The sequence below is a fragment of the Enterobacter sp. 5-4 genome (assembly GCF_000612205.1).
Taxonomy (GTDB): Bacteria; Pseudomonadota; Gammaproteobacteria; order Enterobacterales; family Enterobacteriaceae; genus Enterobacter; species Enterobacter roggenkampii.
Map to the genome: position 1 here is coordinate 122,797 of NZ_JFHW01000009.1, position 19,205 is coordinate 142,001.

Here is a 19,205-nt window from a genome sequence, read left to right on the forward strand (position 1 = left end):
TGGCCTGACCCGGCGTGCTGTGCTATATGATAAGTATGTTGTAACTAATGAGAGTGCTTATGGCGACCTACGATCTTATCGAACGGCTGAACAGCACGTTTCGGGAAATAGAACACGAGCTGCTGACCCTGACAGAACGTTTGCAGACCTGCCGCCTGCTGGCCGCGCGCGTCTTTACCCTGCCCGAGGTGGCCAAAGGGGCCGAGCACGATCCGCTGGACACCATCGACGTGAAGCAGCACATCGGCAAGGCCGCACTGGAGCTGGCGATGAAACACTATCGCCATCTTTTTATCCAGCAGCAGTCTGAACAGCGCAGCAGCAAGGCGGCCGTGCGGCTGCCGGGCGTGATCTGTCTGCAAACCGATGCAGTAGCGCGCGAGGCGCTGGAAAGCCAGATTGCCCATATCAACAGTCTGAAAGCGGCATTTGAGAAGATCGTTACCGAAGAGTCGGGCCTGGCCCCCGCCGCCCGGTTTGAGTGGGTGCACCGTCAGCTTCCGGGGTTAATTACCCTGAATGCCTATCGCACGCTGACGGTTCTGCGCCATCCCGCCACGCTGCGCTTCGGCTGGGCGAATAAGCAGATCATTAAAAACTTCACCCGGGATGAAATTCTGGCGCAGCTGGAAAAGAGCCTGAAGACGCCGCGCACCGTCGCGCCGTGGTCGCGTGAGCAGTGGATCGAGCGCCTGGAGCAGGAGTACCACAGTATCGCCTCGCTGCCTGCGGATACCCGCCTCAAAATTAAGCGCCCGGTGAAGGTGCAGCCTATCGCCCGCGTCTGGTATTCCGGTCAGCAAAAACAGGTGCAGTACGCCTGTCCGACGCCGCTGATTGCGCTCTATGATGCCGACCAGGGGGCTATCGTGCCGGATATTGGTGAGTTGCTGAATTACGATGCTGAAAATGTCCAGCACCGTTACCGACCTCAGGCGCAGCCGCTTCAGGTCATTATTCCGCGACTGCACCTGTACGTGGCGAGTTGATTATTTCAGACTGCCAACCATCGCCTCAGGGCGCACCCAGGCATCAAACTCCGCCTCCGTCAGATAGCCCAGCGCCAGGGCGGAGGCTTTCAGCGTCAGCCCCTCCTTATGCGCTTTTTTGGCGATCTCGGCGGCTTTATCGTAGCCAATGTGGGTATTGAGCGCGGTCACCAACATCAGCGACTCGTTCAGCAGCTGGCTGATGCGCTCGCGGTTTGGCTCGATCCCCACCGCGCAGTGTTCGTTAAAGCTCTCCATCCCATCCGCCAGCAGACGAATCGATTGCAGAACGTTGTGGATCACCATCGGGCGATAGACGTTGAGTTCGAAGTTGCCGGATGCACCGCCCAGGTTGACGGCCACGTCGTTGCCCAGTACCTGACAGCAGAGCATAGTCATGGCTTCGCACTGGGTCGGGTTGACTTTACCCGGCATGATGGAGCTGCCCGGCTCGTTTTCCGGAATGCTGATTTCACCGATGCCGCAGCGCGGGCCCGAGGCCAGCCAGCGCACGTCGTTGGCGATTTTCATTAGCGACGCCGCCAGCCCTTTCAGCGCGCCGTGGGTGTGGACCAGCGCATCGCAGGTCGCCAGCGCTTCGAACTTGTTGGGCGCCGTGACGAACGGCTGTCCGGTTATGGCCGCAAGCTCCTCCGCCACGCGCACTGCATACTCCGGATGGGTGTTTAACCCGGTGCCGACCGCCGTGCCGCCGAGCGCCAGCTCCGCCAGGTGCGGCAGGCTGTTTTCAATATGCTTCAGGTTGTGTTCCAGCATCGCCACCCAGCCGGAAATCTCCTGGCCGAGCGTCAGCGGCGTGGCGTCCTGCAGGTGCGTACGGCCAATTTTGACGATGTCGCGGAAGGCCTGCGCTTTCTCGTTGAGCGTGGATTTGAGGACGTTGAGCTGGGGGATAAGCTGCTCGCGGATAGCAATCACCGCCGCCACGTGCATGGCCGTGGGGAAGACGTCGTTAGAACTCTGGCTCTTGTTGACGTCATCGTTCGGGTGGACCTTGCGCTCCATGCCGCGCACGCCGCCCAGCAGTTCGCTGGCCCGGTTCGCCAGCACTTCGTTCATGTTCATGTTGCTCTGGGTGCCGGAACCGGTCTGCCAGATGGCGAGGGGAAATTCGTCGGGATGCTTGCCCGCCAGCACTTCGTCAGCGGCATTTATGATGGCGGTGGCCTTGTCTGCCGCCAGCAGGCCCAAATCCTGGTTTACCTTCGCGGCTGCGCGTTTGGTGAGCGCCAGCGCCTGAATCAGCGAAACGGGCATTTTTTCAGTCGAGATACGGAAATGCTCCAGCGAACGCTGGGTTTGCGCGCCCCATAGCTTGTCGGCCGGGACGTCGATGGCGCCCATCGAGTCTTTCTCATGGCGTACCGTGGTCATTACTTTCTCCTTGATAACACTGTCGGGATTGCTCACATGCTTAAGGGATAAGTATTGATGACTTCTGAGAAACGGTATGGCGCTTTGTGCGCTCTTTTTGGTGTCGGGTGGCGGCTTCGCCTTACCCGACCTACGAGAATGTAGGCCGGGTAAGCGTCAGCGCCACCCGGCATTTTCTTCAGACTACTTCACACACGCCGAACACTGAGAAGACTGGATCTGTTTGAAGAAGTCGTTGCCTTTGTCATCCACGAGGATAAACGCCGGGAAGTCTTCCACCTCAATTTTCCAGATCGCTTCCATGCCCAGTTCCGGGTATTCCACGCACTCCAGGCTCTTGATGCTGCCCTGCGCCAGCACCGCAGCCGGGCCGCCGATGCTGCCGAGGTAGAAGCCGCCGTGCTTGTGGCAGGCGTCCGTTACCTGCTGGCTGCGGTTGCCTTTCGCCAGCATGATCATGCTGCCGCCGTTAGCCTGCAGCTGGTCGACGTACGAGTCCATACGGCCCGCCGTGGTTGGGCCTAATGAACCAGAGGCATAACCTTCAGGCGTTTTCGCCGGTCCCGCGTAGTAGATTGGGTGATCTTTAATGTACTGCGGCAGCCCTTCGCCGTTGTCCAGACGCTCTTTCAGCTTCGCGTGCGCAATGTCGCGGCCCACGATAATCGTGCCGTTCAGGGAGAGACGGGTCGAGACCGGATACTGAGACAGCTGCGCCAGGATCTCTTTCATCGGACGGTTCAGGTCAACGCGAACCGCTTCCCCCTCGCCCGCTTTGCGCAGCGCTTCCGGAATGTATTTACCCGGGTTGTTTTCCAGTTTTTCGATCCACACGCCTTCGCGGTTGATCTTGGCCTTGATGTTGCGATCCGCAGAGCAGGAGACGCCCATCCCGACCGGACAGGATGCACCGTGACGCGGCAGACGGATCACGCGCACGTCGTGGGCGAAGTATTTGCCGCCAAACTGCGCGCCGAGGCCCAGATTGCGCGCTTCTTCCAGCAGCTCCTGCTCAAGCTGCACGTCGCGGAACGCCTGGCCGTGCTCGTTACCTTCGGTTGGCAGGCCATCGTAGTATTTAGTTGAGGCCAGCTTCACGGTCTTCAGCGTGCTTTCCGCCGAGGTACCGCCAATCACAAACGCGATATGGTACGGCGGGCACGCCGCGGTGCCGAGGGTGCGCATCTTCTCAACCAGGTAGTTCTTCAGCTTGCCCGGGGTGAGCAGCGCTTTGGTCTCCTGATAGAGATAGGTTTTGTTGGCCGAACCGCCGCCTTTGGCGATGCAGAGGAATTTGTACTCATCCCCGTCGACGCTGTAGATGTCAATCTGTGCAGGCAGGTTGGTACCGGTGTTGACCTCTTTGTACATGTCCAGCGCCGCGTTTTGCGAATAGCGCAGGTTGTCTTCGGTGTAGGTGTTATATACGCCGTGCGCCAGCGCCGCTTCATCGCCGCCGCCGGTCCAGACGCGCTGGCCTTTTTTACCGACGATGATCGCCGTGCCGGTATCCTGGCAGGTAGGCAGAATGCCTTTCGCCGCGATATCGGAGTTACGCAGGAACTGCAGGGCAACGTACTTGTCGTTTTCGCTGGCTTCCGGGTCGCTCAGAATATCGGCCACCTGCTGCTGGTGTGCAGGACGGAGCATAAACGAGGCGTCGTGGAAAGCGTGCTGCGCCAGCAGCGTCAGCGCCTGCGGATCCACCTTGAGGATCTCTTGTCCTTCAAACTCAGAGACGGAGACGTGATCGCGGGTTAACAGGTAATACTCGGTCTGATCCTTACTGAGGGGGAAAGGATCCTGATAATGGAAGGGTTTATTCGACATTGGTCTCTCACTTACTGCTTCGGTCTGTTTATTCAGGGCAGATGTTCCGCTGCCCGGCTTAAAAGCGAGTCAGCTTATCCTACACAATTTTTTAACAAAAACTGAGACTAGTACGACTTTTTACATCCACAGGTTACTTCCATGTGGTTTATTGCTTTAATACCCGGAGTTTATTCCACATTTGAATCAGGGCTTGATAATGCAAAAACTCATTAACTCAGTGCAAAACTACGCCTGGGGAAGTAAAACTGCGTTAACGGATCTCTACGGTATCGCGAACCCAAACAACCTGCCGATGGCAGAACTGTGGATGGGGGCGCACCCGAAGAGCAGCTCAAAAATTGAAGACGCCAGCGGCCAGGCACGCAGCCTGCGTGACGTAATTGACGCCGATAAAGCCGCGCTGCTGGGCGACAAGGTGGCTCAGCGCTTTGGCGAACTGCCGTTCCTGTTTAAAGTACTGTGCGCTGACCAGCCGCTCTCCATCCAGGTTCATCCGAACAAGCAAGCGTCTGAAATCGGCTTTGCGAAAGAGAACGCGGCGGGTATTCCGTTAGACGCCGCCGAGCGTAACTACAAAGATCCTAACCACAAGCCGGAGCTGGTGTTCGCGCTGACGCCGTTCCTGGCGATGAACGCGTTCCGCGAATTTTCAGAGATTATCTCCCTGCTGCAGCCGGTCGCGGGTGCCAATAACGCTATCGCGCATTTCCTTGAAAACCCGAACGCTGAGGCGCTAAGCCAGCTGTTTGCCAGCCTGCTGAACATGCAGGGTGAAGAGAAATCCCACGCCCTGGCGGTGCTGAAAGCGGCCCTGGAGAGCCAGCAAGGTGAACCGTGGGAGACCATCCGTCTTATTGCGCAGTTCTATCCGGACGACAGCGGCCTGTTCTCCCCTCTGCTGCTGAACGTGGTGAAGCTGAATCCGGGTGAAGCAATGTTCCTGTTCGCGGAAACCCCGCACGCCTATCTGCAGGGCGTGGCGCTGGAGGTGATGGCCAACTCTGACAACGTGCTGCGCGCGGGCCTGACGCCGAAATACATCGACATCCCCGAGCTGGTTGCCAACGTCAAGTTCGTGGCGAAACCCGCCGCGGAGCTGCTGACTCAGCCGGTGAAAAACGGCGCAGAGCTGGACTTCCCGATTCCGGTTGAGGATTTTGCTTTCTCCCTGCACGACCTGAGCCAGACAGAAACGACCATCGCACAGGAAAGTGCGGCGATCCTGTTCTGCGTGGAAGGCGAAGCGACGCTGCACAAAGGCGAACAGCGTCTGGTGCTTAAGCCCGGTGAATCAGCATTCGTTGCAGCCAATGAGTCTCCGGTTAGCGTAAGCGGCACCGGTCGACTGGCGCGCGTTTTCAATAAGCTTTAAGCACTTACTGAATTTTTTAACAACTCTTGCTAAGCTAGTTGCAGGCTTAATATCTCCAGGCGGTTTTTACCGCCTGGTTTCATTTTAGGGATAGTCGCAATGAAAAAATCGGTCGTAGCGGTAGGAGTGATTGTAGCGTTAGGCGTGGTCTGGACGGGTGCCTCCTGGTTTACCGGGAAACAGCTGGAAGGACGCCTGGCTGAGATGGTGGCGCAGGCTAACGGAGAGATTAAGCGCAGCGCGCCGGAAGCGGGCCTTGAGCTGAGCTATCAAAATTATGAGCGCGGCGTGTTTACCAGCCGTATGCAGGTAGTGGTGAAGCCGGTTGCCGGTACGGAGAACGGCTGGCTGAAACCAGGTCAGAGCGTGGTGCTGGATGAAGTGGTGAGCCACGGTCCCTTCCCGCTGGCGCAGCTAAAGTCGTTTAACCTGATCCCGTCAATGGCGTCCGTTCACACGGTCCTGGTGAATAACGACGTCACCAAACCGCTGTTCGACCTCGCAAAAAATACCTCACCTTTCGAAATCGACACCCGCATCAGCTATGCCGGTGACACCAGTTCCGATATCGCGCTGAAAGCGCTGAACTACGAGAAAGAGAATGAGAAAGTCGCCTTTAGCGGTGGTCACTTCAAACTTGACGCGGACCGCGACGGGAACGTGTTCTCCCTGACGGGTGAAGCGGAAAGTGGCCTGGTCAACGCCGTGAACGAATACAATCAAAAAGTTCAGCTCACCTTCAACAACCTGAAGGCCGACGGCAACAGCCGCATGACCGATTTTAAAGAGCGTATCGGCGATCAGAAACTGTCTCTCGATAAAGTCGCCATTGCGGTTGAAGGCAAAGAGATGGCCGTGCTGGAAGGCATGGACGTCAACGGCAAATCCGACGTGTCCAAAGACGGTAAGAGCATCAATACCCAGCTGGATTACACGCTGAAGAGCCTGAAAGTGCAGAATCAGGATCTGGGCACCGGCAAACTGTCGCTGAAGATCGGCAACATCGACGGCCAGGCGTGGCACGAATTTAGCCAGAAATACAGCAAAGAGAGCCAGGCGCTGCTGACCGATGCCGCGCTGCAGCAGAACCCGGAAGTGTACCAGCAGCAGGCGATGGCGGTGCTGTTCAACAACCTGCCGATCCTGCTGAAAGGCGAGCCGGTGATCACCGTTGCGCCGCTGAGCTGGAAAAACAGCAAAGGCGAAACCAGCTTTAACCTGTCGCTGTTCCTGAAGGATCCGGCCACCGCCACGGGTGAACCGCAGACGCTGGCGCAGGAAGTGGATCGCAGCGTGAAGTCGCTCGACAGCAAGCTGACCATCCCGATGGATATGGCGACCGAGTTTATGACCCAGATTGCGAAGCTGGAAGGCTACGGCGATGAAGATGCCGGCAAGCTGGCGAACCAGCAGGTGAAAGGTCTGGCGGCCATGGGCCAGATGTTCCGCATCACGAAGGTGGACAACAACACGATTTCCACCAGCCTGCAGTACGCCAACGGCCAGGTCACGCTCAACGGCGACAAAATGCCGCTGGAGGATTTTGTCGGCATGTTTGGCATGCCTGCTCTGGGGATGCCGGAACCGGCTGAACCGGCAGCGCCAGCCGAACCGGCGGCACCGCAGCAGTAAACGTCAAAACCCCTCGCATGAGGGGTTTTTTATTGCCGGGTGGCGCTGACGCTTACCCGGCCTACGATTCCGGGCCGTTGTAGGCCCGCGCAAGCGCAGCGACGCCGGGCGATATTATTTCACCGTCACTAACCGCGCCGCCACAATCTGGTGCCCGGCCTGAACATCCGTATTGTCGATGCGCTGCATGATCCTGTCCGCCAGGGTGTAGCCCATCTCCCGCGCTGGGGTCGTGGCCCAGACGATCGGCAGATCGTCGAGCGCGTTTTCACCGACGTCGGCGAACGCCCCCAGCGCCACCTGGTGGCCGAAGAAGGTTTCCACCCCGCCCTCGCCGCTCTGACGCCCGGCGCGGATCAGGCCAAACCAGGCGCCCATGGCGATCACATCGTTATAGCAAATGACGGCGCTGATGGTCGGGCTGCTGCGCAGCAGCGCGCCTATCGCTTCCGCCGCCATCTTCTGGCTGGACTCACACTCAACAACCCACTCGCTGTGGAACGGCAGGCCATATTTAATCAGCGTCGCGCAGTAGCCGCCGACCCGTTCGGCGCGGGTCAGGGACGAGCTTTTGCCGCCCAGCCAGGCAATGCGCTGATGGCCGCGACGAATAAGATGCTCGGTCAGCATTTGCGCCGCCTGCATGTTATCCGGGCGCAGCGTATCGGCTTCATCGAGATAGCTGGCGCGTGAAGCAAACACCAGCGGCACGCCTTTTTCAGCGGCGCGCTCGCACAGCTCGCTGCCCACGCCCGACGCCCCGGCGACGATCACCCCGTCCACACCCTGATTCAGCAGCATATCGAGCCGGGAAAGCAGCTGATCGGCCTCGCGACCGCCGTGAAGCAGAAAGACCATCCGCCCCTGCGCTTCAAGCGCTTCGGTTAAGCCGGCGGTCAGCTCCGCATAAAAAGGTGACGTCAGGTCACGGACAATCAGGCCAATCACCCCGCTTTGCCCGCCGCGCAGCGCCGACGCCTGACGGTTTCGCACAAAGCCCAACTGCTCAACCGCCTCGTTCACCCGCTGACCGGTCGCGGGAGAGATGCGCCCTTTTCCGCTCAGTACCAGAGAAACGGTGCTGACGGAAACCCCCGCCGCCAGCGCGACGTCGTTGATGGTGACTTTTTTCGCTACAGCCATGTGTTGGCGTGACTCCCTGAAAAATGAGATCGGTAAAACGTTTTATCAATACGTTATCTTTATACTACCAGTAAAAGCCTGAGAATGTGATTTAGCGCGCACTAAAATTTGATAAAACGTTTTATCTTCTCGCAGCATTGAAGCAGACAAACTGATTTTAACAATAAAGGAGTCGTTTTATGACGGCGAAAGCAGCACAAAAAATATCGCTGTGGGAATTTTTCCAGCAACTGGGTAAAACCTTTATGCTGCCCGTGGCGCTTCTCTCGTTCTGCGGGATCATGCTCGGGATCGGCAGTTCGCTCAGCAGTAAAGACGTCATCACGCTGATCCCCTTCCTCGGCGCGCCCGTGCTGCAGGCGATCTTTATCTGGATGAGTAAAGTCGGCTCCTTTGCCTTCAGTTTCCTGCCCGTGATGTTCTGTATTGCAATCCCGCTGGGCCTGGCCCGCGAGAACAAAGGCGTCGCGGCGTTTGCCGGTTTTGTGGGCTACGCGGTGATGAACCTGGCGGTTAACTTCTGGCTGACCGCAAAAGGCATACTGCCGACCACCGACGCCGCCGTTCTGAAGGCCAACAACATTCAGAGCGTGATTGGTATTCAGTCCATCGACACCGGGATCCTCGGGGCGGTGATCGCCGGGGTAATTATCTGGATGCTGCACGAGCGCTTCCACAATATCCGCCTGCCGGATGCCCTGGCCTTCTTCGGCGGCACCCGCTTTGTCCCGATCGTGACCCTGGTCGTTATGGGTCTGTTTGGTCTGATTATTCCGCTGATTTGGCCGGTCTTTGCGCTGGGCATCAACGGCATTGGCCGCATCATTAACGGTGCGGGAGATTTTGGTCCGATGATTTTCGGCACCGGCGAGCGTCTGCTGCTGCCGTTTGGCCTGCAGCATATCCTGGTGGCCCTGATTCGCTTCACCGAAGCGGGCGGCACCATGGAGGTGTGCGGTCACGACGTGAGCGGCGCGCTGACTATCTTCCAGGCGCAGCTGAGCTGCCCGACGACACACGGCTTCTCCGAAAGCGCAACCCGCTTCCTGTCTCAGGGTAAAATGCCTGCCTTCCTCGGCGGCCTGCCGGGTGCTGCGCTGGCAATGTATCACTGCGCGCGCCCGGAAAACCGTCATAAAATTAAAGGCCTGCTGATTTCCGGCGTGATCGCCTGCGTCGTGGGCGGTACCACCGAGCCTATCGAGTTCCTGTTCCTGTTCGTCGCACCGGTGCTGTATCTGATTCACGCGGTGCTGACCGGTCTGGGCTTCACCGTGATGGCGGTGCTGGGCGTCACCATCGGCAACACTGACGGCAACGTGATCGACTTCGTGGTGTTCGGGATCCTGCACGGCCTGTCGACTAAGTGGTATCTGGTCCCTGTCGTGGCGGCAATCTGGTTTGCAGTGTACTACGGGATCTTCCGCTTCGCCATCACCCGTTTTAACCTGAAAACGCCAGGACGCGATATTGATACGGCCACCAGCGTTGAACAGGCGGTTGCCGGTACCGTGGGCAAATCCGGCTATAACACCCCTGCCATTCTGGCGGCGCTGGGCGGTGCGGATAACATCACCTCGCTGGATAACTGCATTACCCGCCTGCGTTTGTCGGTGGCGGATATGTCAAAAGTGGATACCAACGCCCTCAAGGCCAACCGGGCCATCGGCGTGGTACAGTTAAACCAGCACAATTTGCAGGTGGTTATCGGCCCACAGGTACAGTCAGTGAAAGATGAGCTGGCGACCCTGATGCGAACAGTAGAAGCCTGATGCCTCAGCCCCCTCACCATGAGGGGGTTTTACGTTAAGGATTAAAGCATGTTTGATTTCTCAACCGTCGTGGATCGACACGGCACCTGGTGTACGCAGTGGGACTATGTCGCCGACCGCTTTGGCGCGGCGGATCTGCTGCCCTTCACCATCTCGGATATGGATTTCGCCACCGCCCCCTGCATAACCGACGCGCTGCAACAGCGCATTCATCACGGCGTGTTTGGCTATAGCCGCTGGAAAAACGACGAGTTTCTCGCCGCCGTCGCACACTGGTTCCAGCAGCGCTTTAACATCCGAATTGATACCGAAAGCGTGGTTTATGGCCCCTCCGTCATCTACATGGTCTCGGAACTGATTCGCCTCTGGTCAAAACCCGGCGACGGCGTGGTGGTTCACACCCCGGCATACGATGCCTTTTACAAAGCCATAGAGGGTAACGGGCGTCGTGTTGTGGCGGTTGAAATGGAAAAACAGGCCGCTGGCTGGCAGGGCAATATGGCAGCCCTCGAAGCGGTGCTGGCGAAACCGGAAAACAAAATTTTGCTGCTGTGCAGCCCGCAGAATCCGACCGGCAAGGTCTGGACGCGGGATGAATTGACGCAGATGGCGGAACTCTGCGAGCGCTATGACGTGGCGGTTATCAGCGATGAAATCCATATGGACATGGTGTGGGGAGAACATCGTCACACGCCGTGGACCGCAGTGGCGCGGAGCAAATGGGCGCTTCTGACCTCCGGTTCGAAAAGCTTTAACATTCCGGCGCTGACGGGGGCTTATGGCCTGATCGGCGATGAAGAGAGCCGTAACGGCTATCTCAGCGCGTTAAAAGGTCGGGACGGGCTCTCTTCCCCTTCCGTGCTGGCGCTAACGGCGCATATCGCCGCCTATCAGCAAGGGGGCCCGTGGCTGGATGCCCTGCGGGGTTATCTGGAAGAGAATCTGTTGTATATCGCTCAGGAAGTAAACCGCGCTTTTCCGAAACTCAACTGGCAGCCGCCGGAAGCGACCTATCTGGCCTGGATCGATCTGCGTCCGCTGAATATTGACGATCGGGCGCTGCAAAAAGTGCTGATTGAGCAGCAAAAGGTCGCCATCATGCCGGGATATACCTATGGAAAAGAGGGAAATGGCTTCGTACGCCTGAATGCAGGCTGCCCGCGCAGCAAGCTCGAGCAAGGGGTTCAACGCCTGATTGCCGGCATTAATACGCTTCTGTAATCAATTTGCGCAACGGAATATTCCCTTGCGCAAATAGCTTTTTACCCCGTTTTGTTTTTATAATATGGCGCACTTTAACCAGAAAAGAGTGCGACCATGATTGATACACGCCTGCCTTTAACTGATATTCATCGTCACCTTGACGGTAACATTCGTGCCCAAACCATCCTCGATCTTGGCCGCCAGTTCAATTTAACGCTTCCTGCTCAGACCCTTGAGTCCCTGATCCCTCACGTACAGGTGACCTCTAATGAACCGGACCTGGTCAGCTTCCTGAGCAAACTCGACTGGGGCGTGAAAATGCTGGCGTCGCTGGATGCCTGCCGCCGCGTGGCGTTTGAGAACATCGAAGATGCCGCCCGCAACGGCCTGCACTACGTCGAGCTGCGCTTCTCGCCGGGCTACATGGCGATGACCCACAACCTGCCCGTTGCAGGCGTCGTGGAAGCCGTCATTGAAGGCGTCCGCGAAGGGTGTAAAACCTTCGACGTTCAGGCTCGCCTGATCGGCATCATGAGCCGTACCTTCGGTGAAGCCGCCTGCCTGCAGGAGCTGGAAGCGCTGCTGGCCCATCGTGATGCCATCACCGCCGTCGATCTCGCCGGTGACGAGCTGGGCTTCCCGGGCAGCCTGTTCCTCTCCCACTTCAACCGCGCGCGCGATGCCGGCTGGCACATTACCGTGCACGCGGGTGAAGCGGCTGGCCCGGAAAGCATCTGGCAGGCCATCCGCGAGCTGGGCGCCGAACGTATCGGTCACGGCGTGAAGGCGGTAGAAGACCGCGTCCTGATGGATTTCCTGGCGGAGCAGCGTATCGGGATTGAGTCGTGCCTGACGTCTAACATTCAGACCAGCACCGTAGCATCGCTGTCGCAGCACCCGCTGAAAACGTTCCTTGAACACGGCGTGCTGGCCTCGCTGAATACGGACGATCCGGCGGTTCAGGGCGTGGATATCATTCACGAGTACAACATCGCAGCTCCGCAGGCGGGGTTGAGCCGCGAGCAGATCCGTCAGGCGCAGATCAACGGGCTGGAGATCGCCTTCCTGACGCCTGCAGAGAAGCAGGCGCTGCGGGATAAGGTGGCAACCGCGTAACCCCCTTTGCCGGGTGGCGGCTACGCCTTACCCGGCCAACAACAACGTCAAAAACTTATGCCAGACAGAGCGTCGCGCGATGTTTGGCAGATTCGATCCCCAGCTCAATCAGCTCCATAATCTGTATTGCCTGGCTGGCCGGAACCGGATTCTCTCCCGTGCCGTTCAGCGCATCGCGGATAGCGGCATAATACGCCGGATAGTTACCCGGTATCGTCAGCAAGGTCTCTTCGACCAGCTCGTCGCCTTCCACCCGCGTGACGACGCCGTCGCGCATATCATAGCCCCAGTCTTCCTGCGGCAGACGCTCACCGTTTTTCAGCCTGTCTTCCTGCGGATCGAGACCAAACTTCACGTAGCTGCCGCGCGTGCCGTGAATAATGTAACGGGCAGATTCTGCCGCCGCGACCATCGTCCCGTGCAGCACAATTCGCCGCTGCGGGTAACTGAGCACCGCGTGGAAGTAATCGGTCGTCTGCGCACCGGGCCTGAGCTGGGCCAGATCGACCGTCATGCTCACCGGCAGACCAAAGAGATTGACGGCCTGATCCAGCAGATGCGGGGCTAAATCATACCAGATACCGCTGCCAGGACCGGCCTGCTCGCGCCAGCGGTTTCGTACCTGCGGGCGAAAGCGGTCAAAGTGCGACTCAAAAAAGAGGATCTCCCCTAACGTACCTTCACTCAGAAGCCGTTTTACCGTCAGAAAATCACTGTCCCAGCGGCGGTTATGGAACACCGACAGCAGCCTGCCCAGACTCTTTGCCAGCGCATCCAGCTCGCGAGCCTGTGACAGTGTCACGGTAAAGGGTTTATCGACAACCACATGCTTCCCGGCTTCCAACGCGGCCTTTGCCAGCGGAAAGTGGGTATCGTTCGGCGTGGGAATGACGATTAAATCAATGTTTGGATCGTTGAAAAGATGTTTTGGTTCGGAGACAACCGGCACAGAAGGCCAGTCTGCATGGACTTTAGCAGCGTCGCTGCTGGATACCGCCGCCAGCGCCATCCCCGGCGTCCCGGCTATCAGAGGCGCATGGAACGTTTTGCTCGCGTACCCGTAACCAATAAGCCCAACGCGGATATTATCACTCATAGTGTCATCCTCTTTTAAGTCGTTCTTATTTCACACTGGCTAGTCTGGCATTAGCACGGATTAATAATGTGCCGTATGACGTAAAATAGCAGGTTATACGGATTGTTTTTGTTACATAGTATTAACCTACTGATTTTGTTTAAGGGAACCGTTCCCAAAGCCCTTGCCGCCAGAGAAACGTCGCTGTAACATTTGCGCCCTGTCTTTATGGATAAAGTACAATTACACATCATGACGTCAATTATTAATCGAATCATTGAATTAGCGGGATGGATTGTCCTTGGGGTGTCGGTCATTTTGCTGGGCGTTGCCAGCCATATCGATAACTACCAGCCGCCGGAGCCTGTCACCGTCGCTCAACCTAAGTAACCGGTTACTGCAATAAAGAGTGACATAATATGTCAGTTACTTATTGCCAGCCCCCGTGAACACGGTTAACCTTCTCTTCCAGGCATCGTCTGATGCCTGAATTTCAGCAAAGAAAACTCCTAATTTCGTCGCGTTACCTGAGTGGGCTGTTTACGTCTTTATTAATCCGTTTATTATTCGAACGAATTACCTTAACTGGTATTACTCACTTTTATATGGAAACTTATTAATATGACAGTTCAGGACTATTTATTAAAATTTCGCAAGATCAATTCGCTTGAGAGCCTGGAAAAACTGTTTGACCATCTGAACTACACCCTGTCGGATAATCAGGAAATCATTAATATGTATCGCGCCGCTGACCATCGCCGTGCGGAGCTGGTCTCCGGTGGCCGTTTGTTCAACGTCGGCGAAGTGCCAAAGTCCGTGTGGCGTTACGTTTTATAAGAGAGTAGCCATCCGCGCGAAATGTTATATACTCTCCGCCCTGCCAACTGGCTGTACAACATTTCGCGCAGATTATGGGAGAGTTCATGACCGCAACGCCTGGAGAACGCATTGGAGGCTGGTTAATCGCCCCACTGGCATGGCTGCTGGTTGCCTTATTAAGCGCATCACTTGCGCTGCTGCTTTATACCACCGCACTGATTACCCCTCACGCCATTCAGACTCTGTTGTCGCAAAGCGTGCTTAATATTGCTTTGTGGTTTGTGTCGTTCGTTTTCGCGATCGGGATGTGGTACTACACGCTGTGGCTGACCATCGCCTTCTTTAAGCGCCGTAAGAATGTGCCTAAGCACTACATTATCTGGCTGCTGGTTTCGGTCCTGCTGGCGGTGAAGGCGTTTGCTTTTTCGCCCGTTTCAGACGCGCTGGCCGTTCGTCAGCTGCTTTTCCCGTTGCTGGCCGCGGCGCTGCTGGTGCCCTACTTCAAGCGTTCGACGCGGGTGAAAAACACCTTCGTGAACCCGTAATAACCCTACAGATAACCTGTTGTCGCCTGCCTGGGTTTGTCCGATAATAGGCGGCTTTTTTATTTCAGGCTAAATAATGACCGATTACTTACTGCTCTTTGTCGGCACCGTGCTGGTTAACAACTTCGTTCTGGTGAAGTTCCTTGGCCTGTGCCCGTTTATGGGCGTTTCCAAAAAGCTGGAAACGGCAATGGGTATGGGGCTGGCGACGACCTTCGTCATGACGCTGGCGTCCATCTGCGCGTGGTGGATTGATACCTGGATCCTCATCCCGCTGGGGTTAACCTATCTCCGTACGCTGGCCTTTATTCTGGTTATCGCGGTGGTGGTGCAGTTTACCGAAATGGTGGTGCGCAAAACCAGCCCGGCGCTCTATCGCCTGCTGGGCATCTTCCTGCCGCTGATCACCACTAACTGCGCCGTTCTCGGCGTGGCGCTGCTGAACATCAACCTGGGTCATAACTTTATGCAATCGGCGCTGTATGGTTTTTCTGCGGCTGTCGGTTTCTCTCTGGTCATGGTGCTGTTTGCCTCTATTCGCGAGCGTCTGGCAGCAGCGGATATTCCTGCGCCCTTCCGCGGTAACGCGATTGCGCTGGTCACCGCCGGTTTAATGTCTCTGGCCTTTATGGGCTTTAGTGGTCTGGTGAAGTTGTAATGAATGCTATCTGGATTGCCATCGCCTCTATCAGCGTCCTGGGGTTGGTGTTTGGCCTTATCCTGGGTTACGCCTCCCGCCGTTTCGCGGTAGAGGACGATCCCGTTGTTGAGAAAATTGATGAGCTTCTGCCGCAAAGCCAGTGCGGGCAGTGTGGCTACCCGGGCTGCCGCCCTTACGCTGAAGCGGTAGGCATCCAGGGCGAAAAAATTAACCGCTGCGCCCCCGGCGGCGAAGCAGTCATGCTGAAAATTGCCGCCCTGCTTAACGTTGATCCGCAGCCGGTTGATGGCGACGCGGACGTGCAGGAGCCGGTCCGCGCGCTGGCCGTGATCGACGAAGCGAACTGCATCGGCTGTACCAAATGTATTCAGGCCTGCCCGGTCGACGCCATTGTTGGCGCAACGCGCGCCATGCACACCGTGGTGGCGGACCTGTGCACCGGCTGTAACCTCTGCGTAGCCCCCTGCCCGACGCAATGTATCGAGCTGCGCCCGGTTGAAACGACTACCGAAAGCTGGAAATGGGATCTTCAAACCATTCCGGTTCGCAATATTCCTGTGGAACAACATGCTTAAGTTATTTTCTGCTTTCAGAAAAGAGAAGATTTGGGACTTTGACGGCGGTATTCACCCACCAGAGATGAAAACCCAGTCTAACGGCACGCCGCTGCGTCAAATACCGCTGGCGACCCGTTTCGTCATGCCGCTCAAGCAGCACATTGGCGCTGAGGGTGAGCTGTGCGTGAAAGAAGGCGATACGGTTCTTCGCGGTCAGCCGCTGACCTCTGGTCGCGGACGTATGCTGCCGGTGCACGCCCCCACCTCCGGTAAGGTGGTCGCCATCGCTCCTCATACGGTGCCGCATCCGTCAGCGCTCTCAGAGCTGAGCGTGATTATTGAAGCCGACGGCGAAGACCGCTGGATCGACCGCGATGGCTGGAGCGACTACCGCTCCCGCAGCCGCGAGGCGCTTATCGAGCGCATTCATCAGTTCGGCGTTGCTGGCCTCGGCGGCGCAGGCTTCCCGACCGGCGTCAAGCTGCGCGGCGGTGGCGATAACATTCAGACGCTGATTATCAACGCCGCCGAATGCGAACCGTACATCACCGCCGACGATCGTCTGATGCAGGACTGCGCCGCCCAGGTGGTGGAAGGCATCCGCATCCTCGCGCACATTCTGCAGCCGCGAGAAGTGCTGATCGGTATCGAAGACAATAAACCGCAGGCTATCTCAATGCTGCGCGCCGTGCTGGCGGGCAGTCACGATATTAGCCTGCGCGTTATCCCGACCAAATACCCCTCTGGCGGTGCTAAACAGCTGACGCAAATTCTCACCGGCAAGCAGGTTCCGCACGGCGGACGCTCTTCAGATATCGGCGTGCTGATGCAGAACGTCGGGACCGCGTACGCCGTGAAGCGCGCGGTGATCGACGGCGAGCCGCTGACCGAACGCGTGGTAACGCTGACCGGGGAAGCGGTCTCTCGTCCGGGCAACGTCTGGGCGCGTCTGGGTACGCCGGTGCGTCACCTGCTGGAGCAGGCTGAGTTTTGCCCGGCCAGCGACCAGATGGTGATCATGGGCGGCCCGCTGATGGGCTTTACCCTGCCGTGGCTCGATGTGCCGGTAGTGAAAATCACCAACTGCCTGCTCGCCCCTTCCCCGACCGAGATGGGTGAAGAGCAGGAAGAAAAAGGCTGTATTCGCTGCAGCGCCTGTGCCGACGCCTGCCCGGCGGATCTACTTCCGCAGCAGCTGTACTGGTACAGCAAAGGCCAGCTGCACGACAAGGCGACAGCCCATAACCTGGCCGACTGCATCGAATGCGGCGCCTGCGCCTGGGTCTGCCCTAGCAACATTCCTCTGGTGCAGTATTTCCGCCAGGAGAAGGCGGAAATTTATGCCATCTCCATGGAAGAAAAACGCGCGGCGGAAGCCAAGGCACGCTTTGAAGCGCGCCAGGCGCGACTGGAACGCGAGAAAATCGCCCGTCAGGAGCGCCATAAGCAGGCCGCCGTTCAGCCCGGCGAGAAAGATCAGGATGCGATTACTGCCGCACTGGCTCGCGTTCGCGAGAAAAAAGCGACCGCGGCGCAGCCTGTGGTGATCCCAGCCGGCGAGAAGCCGGACAACAGCGAAGCCATTGCGGCGCGTGAAGCGCGTAAAGCTCAGGCTCGCGCCCGTCAGGCTGAAAAAGCGCAAACGGTCCAGGCAGAGACGGAGATCGACCCGCGTAAAGCCGCCGTTGAGGCGGCGATAGCCCGCGCTAAAGCGCGCAAAGCCGGCGAACAGAACGTGGTGGTTGAGCAGGAAGCGGTCGACCCTCGCAAAGCGGCCGTTGAGGCAGCGATTGCCCGTGCCAAAGCCCGCAAAGCGGCGCAGCAGACGCCAACCGCAGAACCCGACGCGCCGGTCGATCCGCGTAAAGCCGCCGTCGAAGCGGCGATTGCCCGCGCTAAAGCCCGCAAAGCGGCGCAGCAGGATGAGCAACCGCAGGCCGCCAACGATGACCCGCGCAAAGCCGCCGTCGCCGCCGCCATTGCGCGCGTTCAGGCAAAGAAAGCCGCACAGCAAGCAGTTAACGAGGATTAAATGGTTTTCAGAATCGCAAGCTCCCCTTACACCCACAATCAGCGCCAGACATCGCGCATTATGATGCTGGTCTGCCTGGCGGCGCTGCCGGGCATTGCCGTTCAGTGCTGGTTTTTCGGCTGGGGAACCCTGTTCCAGATAATCCTGGGCTGTGCCAGCGCCTTAGCGGCGGAAGCCCTTGTCCTTAAGCTGCGCAAGGCGGCGGTCTCCCGCATTCTGGCCGATAACTCCGCGCTGCTGACCGGGCTGCTGCTGGCGATCAGTATCCCGCCGTTTGCTCCATGGTGGATGGTGGTCCTCGGCACCGTGTTTGCCGTGATCATTGCCAAACAGCTGTATGGCGGACTCGGCCATAACCCGTTTAACCCGGCGATGATCGGCTACGTGGTGCTGCTGATCTCCTTCCCGGTACAGATGACCAGCTGGCTGCCACCGCACGAGATTGCGGCCACGGTTCCGGGCTTCATGGATGCTCTGCACGTGATCTTTACCGGCCATACGGCGCTCGGTGCCGATATGAACGCGCTGCGCATGGGCGTGGACGGGATCAGCCAGGCGACGCCGCTTGATACCTTTAAAACGTCCCTGCATGCCGGACACAGCGTTGAGCAGATCATGAAATCCGCCATCTACAGCGGCGTACTGGCGGGTGCCGGCTGGCAGTGGGTCAACCTGGCGTATCTGCTGGGCGGCCTGTTCCTGCTGCAGCAGAAAGCCATCCGCTGGCATATTCCGGTCAGCTTCCTCGTGACGCTGGCGGTCTGCGCCACGCTGGGCTGGGTATTCTCTCCTGAATCACTGGCCAGCCCGCAGCTGCACCTGCTCTCCGGGGCAACCATGCTGGGTGCCTTCTTTATCCTGACGGATCCGGTGACGGCCTCAACGACTAACCGCGGGCGCCTGATCTTCGGCGCGCTGGCAGGCCTGCTGGTCTGGCTCATCCGCAGCTTTGGCGGGTACCCGGACGGCGTGGCTTTTGCCGTCCTGCTTGCCAACATTACCGTTCCGCTCATCGACTATTACACGCGTCCGCGCGTGTACGGTCATCGCTAAGGGTCTCG

The 19,205-nt window shown here is 58.0% G+C and carries 17 protein-coding genes; 13 read left to right on the top strand and 4 right to left on the bottom strand.

What is annotated here, in order from left to right:
• Positions 1-59 precede the first annotated feature (59 nt).
• Complete coding sequence (gene tus, locus AA74_RS0104975; protein ID WP_025911540.1) at positions 60-989, top strand: DNA replication terminus site-binding protein; 930 nt, start codon at positions 60-62, stop codon at positions 987-989.
• Here the strand turns inward: tus and fumC are convergent, their stop codons facing one another.
• Both fumC and fumA read right to left on the bottom strand, forming a co-directional pair.
• Entirely contained in the window at positions 990-2,384 is a 1,395-nt protein-coding gene (gene fumC, locus AA74_RS0104980; RefSeq protein ID WP_025911542.1) for a class II fumarate hydratase, read from the bottom strand. It abuts the gene before it with no gap.
• Positions 2,385-2,567: 183 nt separating this feature from the next.
• On the bottom strand, positions 2,568-4,214 hold the full coding sequence (gene fumA, locus AA74_RS0104985) for a class I fumarate hydratase FumA (protein WP_025911544.1): 1,647 nt from the start codon (positions 4,212-4,214) through the stop codon (positions 2,568-2,570).
• 199 nt (positions 4,215-4,413) lie between these two features.
• On the opposite strand from fumA, the gene manA reads away from it, so the two are divergent.
• Both manA and AA74_RS0104995 read left to right on the top strand, forming a co-directional pair.
• On the top strand, positions 4,414-5,589 hold the full coding sequence (manA, locus tag AA74_RS0104990; RefSeq protein ID WP_023618540.1) for a mannose-6-phosphate isomerase: 1,176 nt from the start codon (positions 4,414-4,416) through the stop codon (positions 5,587-5,589).
• Positions 5,590-5,688: 99 nt separating this feature from the next.
• Positions 5,689-7,221, top strand: coding sequence for a YdgA family protein (locus tag AA74_RS0104995; RefSeq protein WP_008500557.1), 1,533 nt, complete (start codon positions 5,689-5,691; stop codon positions 7,219-7,221).
• 114 nt (positions 7,222-7,335) lie between these two features.
• Here AA74_RS0104995 and AA74_RS0105000 read toward each other — a convergent pair whose 3' ends face one another.
• Complete coding sequence (locus AA74_RS0105000; protein WP_021241148.1) at positions 7,336-8,364, bottom strand: Mal regulon transcriptional regulator MalI; 1,029 nt, start codon at positions 8,362-8,364, stop codon at positions 7,336-7,338.
• 179 nt (positions 8,365-8,543) lie between these two features.
• Here AA74_RS0105000 and malX point away from each other — a divergent pair, with 179 nt between their 5' ends.
• From malX to add, 3 genes are all read left to right on the top strand, one after another.
• Positions 8,544-10,136 (top strand): maltose/glucose-specific PTS transporter subunit IIBC, encoded by a 1,593-nt coding sequence (gene malX / locus AA74_RS0105005; RefSeq protein WP_025911550.1) that lies wholly within the window; start codon positions 8,544-8,546, stop codon positions 10,134-10,136.
• Positions 10,137-10,184: 48 nt separating this feature from the next.
• A complete protein-coding gene (locus tag AA74_RS0105010; RefSeq protein WP_025911551.1) occupies positions 10,185-11,357 on the top strand; it encodes a MalY/PatB family protein in 1,173 nt (390 codons plus the stop codon).
• A gap of 96 nt (positions 11,358-11,453) precedes the next feature.
• The gene (add, locus tag AA74_RS0105015) at positions 11,454-12,455 is read left to right on the top strand and encodes an adenosine deaminase (protein WP_025911554.1); all 1,002 of its coding nucleotides are present in this window, start codon (positions 11,454-11,456) and stop codon (positions 12,453-12,455) included.
• Positions 12,456-12,510: 55 nt separating this feature from the next.
• Here the strand turns inward: add and AA74_RS0105020 are convergent, their stop codons facing one another.
• The gene (locus AA74_RS0105020) at positions 12,511-13,551 is read right to left on the bottom strand and encodes an oxidoreductase (RefSeq protein ID WP_025911557.1); all 1,041 of its coding nucleotides are present in this window, start codon (positions 13,549-13,551) and stop codon (positions 12,511-12,513) included.
• Between the two features lie 243 nt (positions 13,552-13,794).
• Here AA74_RS0105020 and blr point away from each other — a divergent pair, with 243 nt between their 5' ends.
• The 7 genes from blr to rsxD all read left to right on the top strand — a co-directional run bounded on the left by blr (position 13,795) and on the right by rsxD (position 19,197).
• Positions 13,795-13,920 (top strand): division septum protein Blr, encoded by a 126-nt coding sequence (gene blr, locus AA74_RS0105025; protein WP_168112406.1) that lies wholly within the window; start codon positions 13,795-13,797, stop codon positions 13,918-13,920.
• A gap of 231 nt (positions 13,921-14,151) precedes the next feature.
• Complete coding sequence (gene ydgT, locus AA74_RS0105030) at positions 14,152-14,367, top strand: transcription modulator YdgT (protein WP_006174966.1); 216 nt, start codon at positions 14,152-14,154, stop codon at positions 14,365-14,367.
• Positions 14,368-14,453: 86 nt separating this feature from the next.
• Positions 14,454-14,894 carry a DUF2569 domain-containing protein gene (locus AA74_RS0105035; RefSeq protein WP_021241142.1) on the top strand — a complete coding sequence of 147 codons (441 nt, stop codon included), beginning with the start codon at positions 14,454-14,456 and terminating at the stop codon, positions 14,892-14,894.
• A gap of 76 nt (positions 14,895-14,970) precedes the next feature.
• Positions 14,971-15,552 (top strand): electron transport complex subunit RsxA, encoded by a 582-nt coding sequence (gene rsxA / locus AA74_RS0105040; protein ID WP_008500564.1) that lies wholly within the window; start codon positions 14,971-14,973, stop codon positions 15,550-15,552.
• On the top strand, positions 15,552-16,130 hold the full coding sequence (gene rsxB, locus AA74_RS0105045; protein WP_008500565.1) for an electron transport complex subunit RsxB: 579 nt from the start codon (positions 15,552-15,554) through the stop codon (positions 16,128-16,130). The genes rsxA and rsxB overlap by 1 nt, the downstream gene beginning before the upstream one ends.
• On the top strand, positions 16,123-18,144 hold the full coding sequence (gene rsxC, locus AA74_RS0105050) for an electron transport complex subunit RsxC (protein ID WP_025911562.1): 2,022 nt from the start codon (positions 16,123-16,125) through the stop codon (positions 18,142-18,144). The genes rsxB and rsxC overlap by 8 nt, the downstream gene beginning before the upstream one ends.
• Positions 18,145-19,197 (top strand): electron transport complex subunit RsxD, encoded by a 1,053-nt coding sequence (gene rsxD, locus AA74_RS0105055; RefSeq protein ID WP_008500567.1) that lies wholly within the window; start codon positions 18,145-18,147, stop codon positions 19,195-19,197.
• The last annotated feature ends 8 nt before the right edge of the window (positions 19,198-19,205 follow it).

Bases quoted from the DNA above. Each gene is read 5' to 3' on its own strand.
- tus (WP_025911540.1), top strand. From the start codon at position 60: ATGGCGACCTACGATCTTATCGAACGGCTGAACAGCACGTTTCGGGAA.
- fumC (WP_025911542.1), bottom strand. From the start codon at position 2,384: ATGACCACGGTACGCCATGAGAAAGACTCGATGGGCGCCATCGACGTC.
- fumA (WP_025911544.1), bottom strand. From the start codon at position 4,214: ATGTCGAATAAACCCTTCCATTATCAGGATCCTTTCCCCCTCAGTAAG.
- manA (WP_023618540.1), top strand. From the start codon at position 4,414: ATGCAAAAACTCATTAACTCAGTGCAAAACTACGCCTGGGGAAGTAAA.
- AA74_RS0104995 (WP_008500557.1), top strand. From the start codon at position 5,689: ATGAAAAAATCGGTCGTAGCGGTAGGAGTGATTGTAGCGTTAGGCGTG.
- AA74_RS0105000 (WP_021241148.1), bottom strand. From the start codon at position 8,364: ATGGCTGTAGCGAAAAAAGTCACCATCAACGACGTCGCGCTGGCGGCG.
- malX (WP_025911550.1), top strand. From the start codon at position 8,544: ATGACGGCGAAAGCAGCACAAAAAATATCGCTGTGGGAATTTTTCCAG.
- AA74_RS0105010 (WP_025911551.1), top strand. From the start codon at position 10,185: ATGTTTGATTTCTCAACCGTCGTGGATCGACACGGCACCTGGTGTACG.
- add (WP_025911554.1), top strand. From the start codon at position 11,454: ATGATTGATACACGCCTGCCTTTAACTGATATTCATCGTCACCTTGAC.
- AA74_RS0105020 (WP_025911557.1), bottom strand. From the start codon at position 13,551: ATGAGTGATAATATCCGCGTTGGGCTTATTGGTTACGGGTACGCGAGC.
- ydgT (WP_006174966.1), top strand. From the start codon at position 14,152: ATGACAGTTCAGGACTATTTATTAAAATTTCGCAAGATCAATTCGCTT.
- AA74_RS0105035 (WP_021241142.1), top strand. From the start codon at position 14,454: ATGACCGCAACGCCTGGAGAACGCATTGGAGGCTGGTTAATCGCCCCA.
- rsxA (WP_008500564.1), top strand. From the start codon at position 14,971: ATGACCGATTACTTACTGCTCTTTGTCGGCACCGTGCTGGTTAACAAC.
- rsxB (WP_008500565.1), top strand. From the start codon at position 15,552: ATGAATGCTATCTGGATTGCCATCGCCTCTATCAGCGTCCTGGGGTTG.
- rsxC (WP_025911562.1), top strand. From the start codon at position 16,123: ATGCTTAAGTTATTTTCTGCTTTCAGAAAAGAGAAGATTTGGGACTTT.
- rsxD (WP_008500567.1), top strand. From the start codon at position 18,145: ATGGTTTTCAGAATCGCAAGCTCCCCTTACACCCACAATCAGCGCCAG.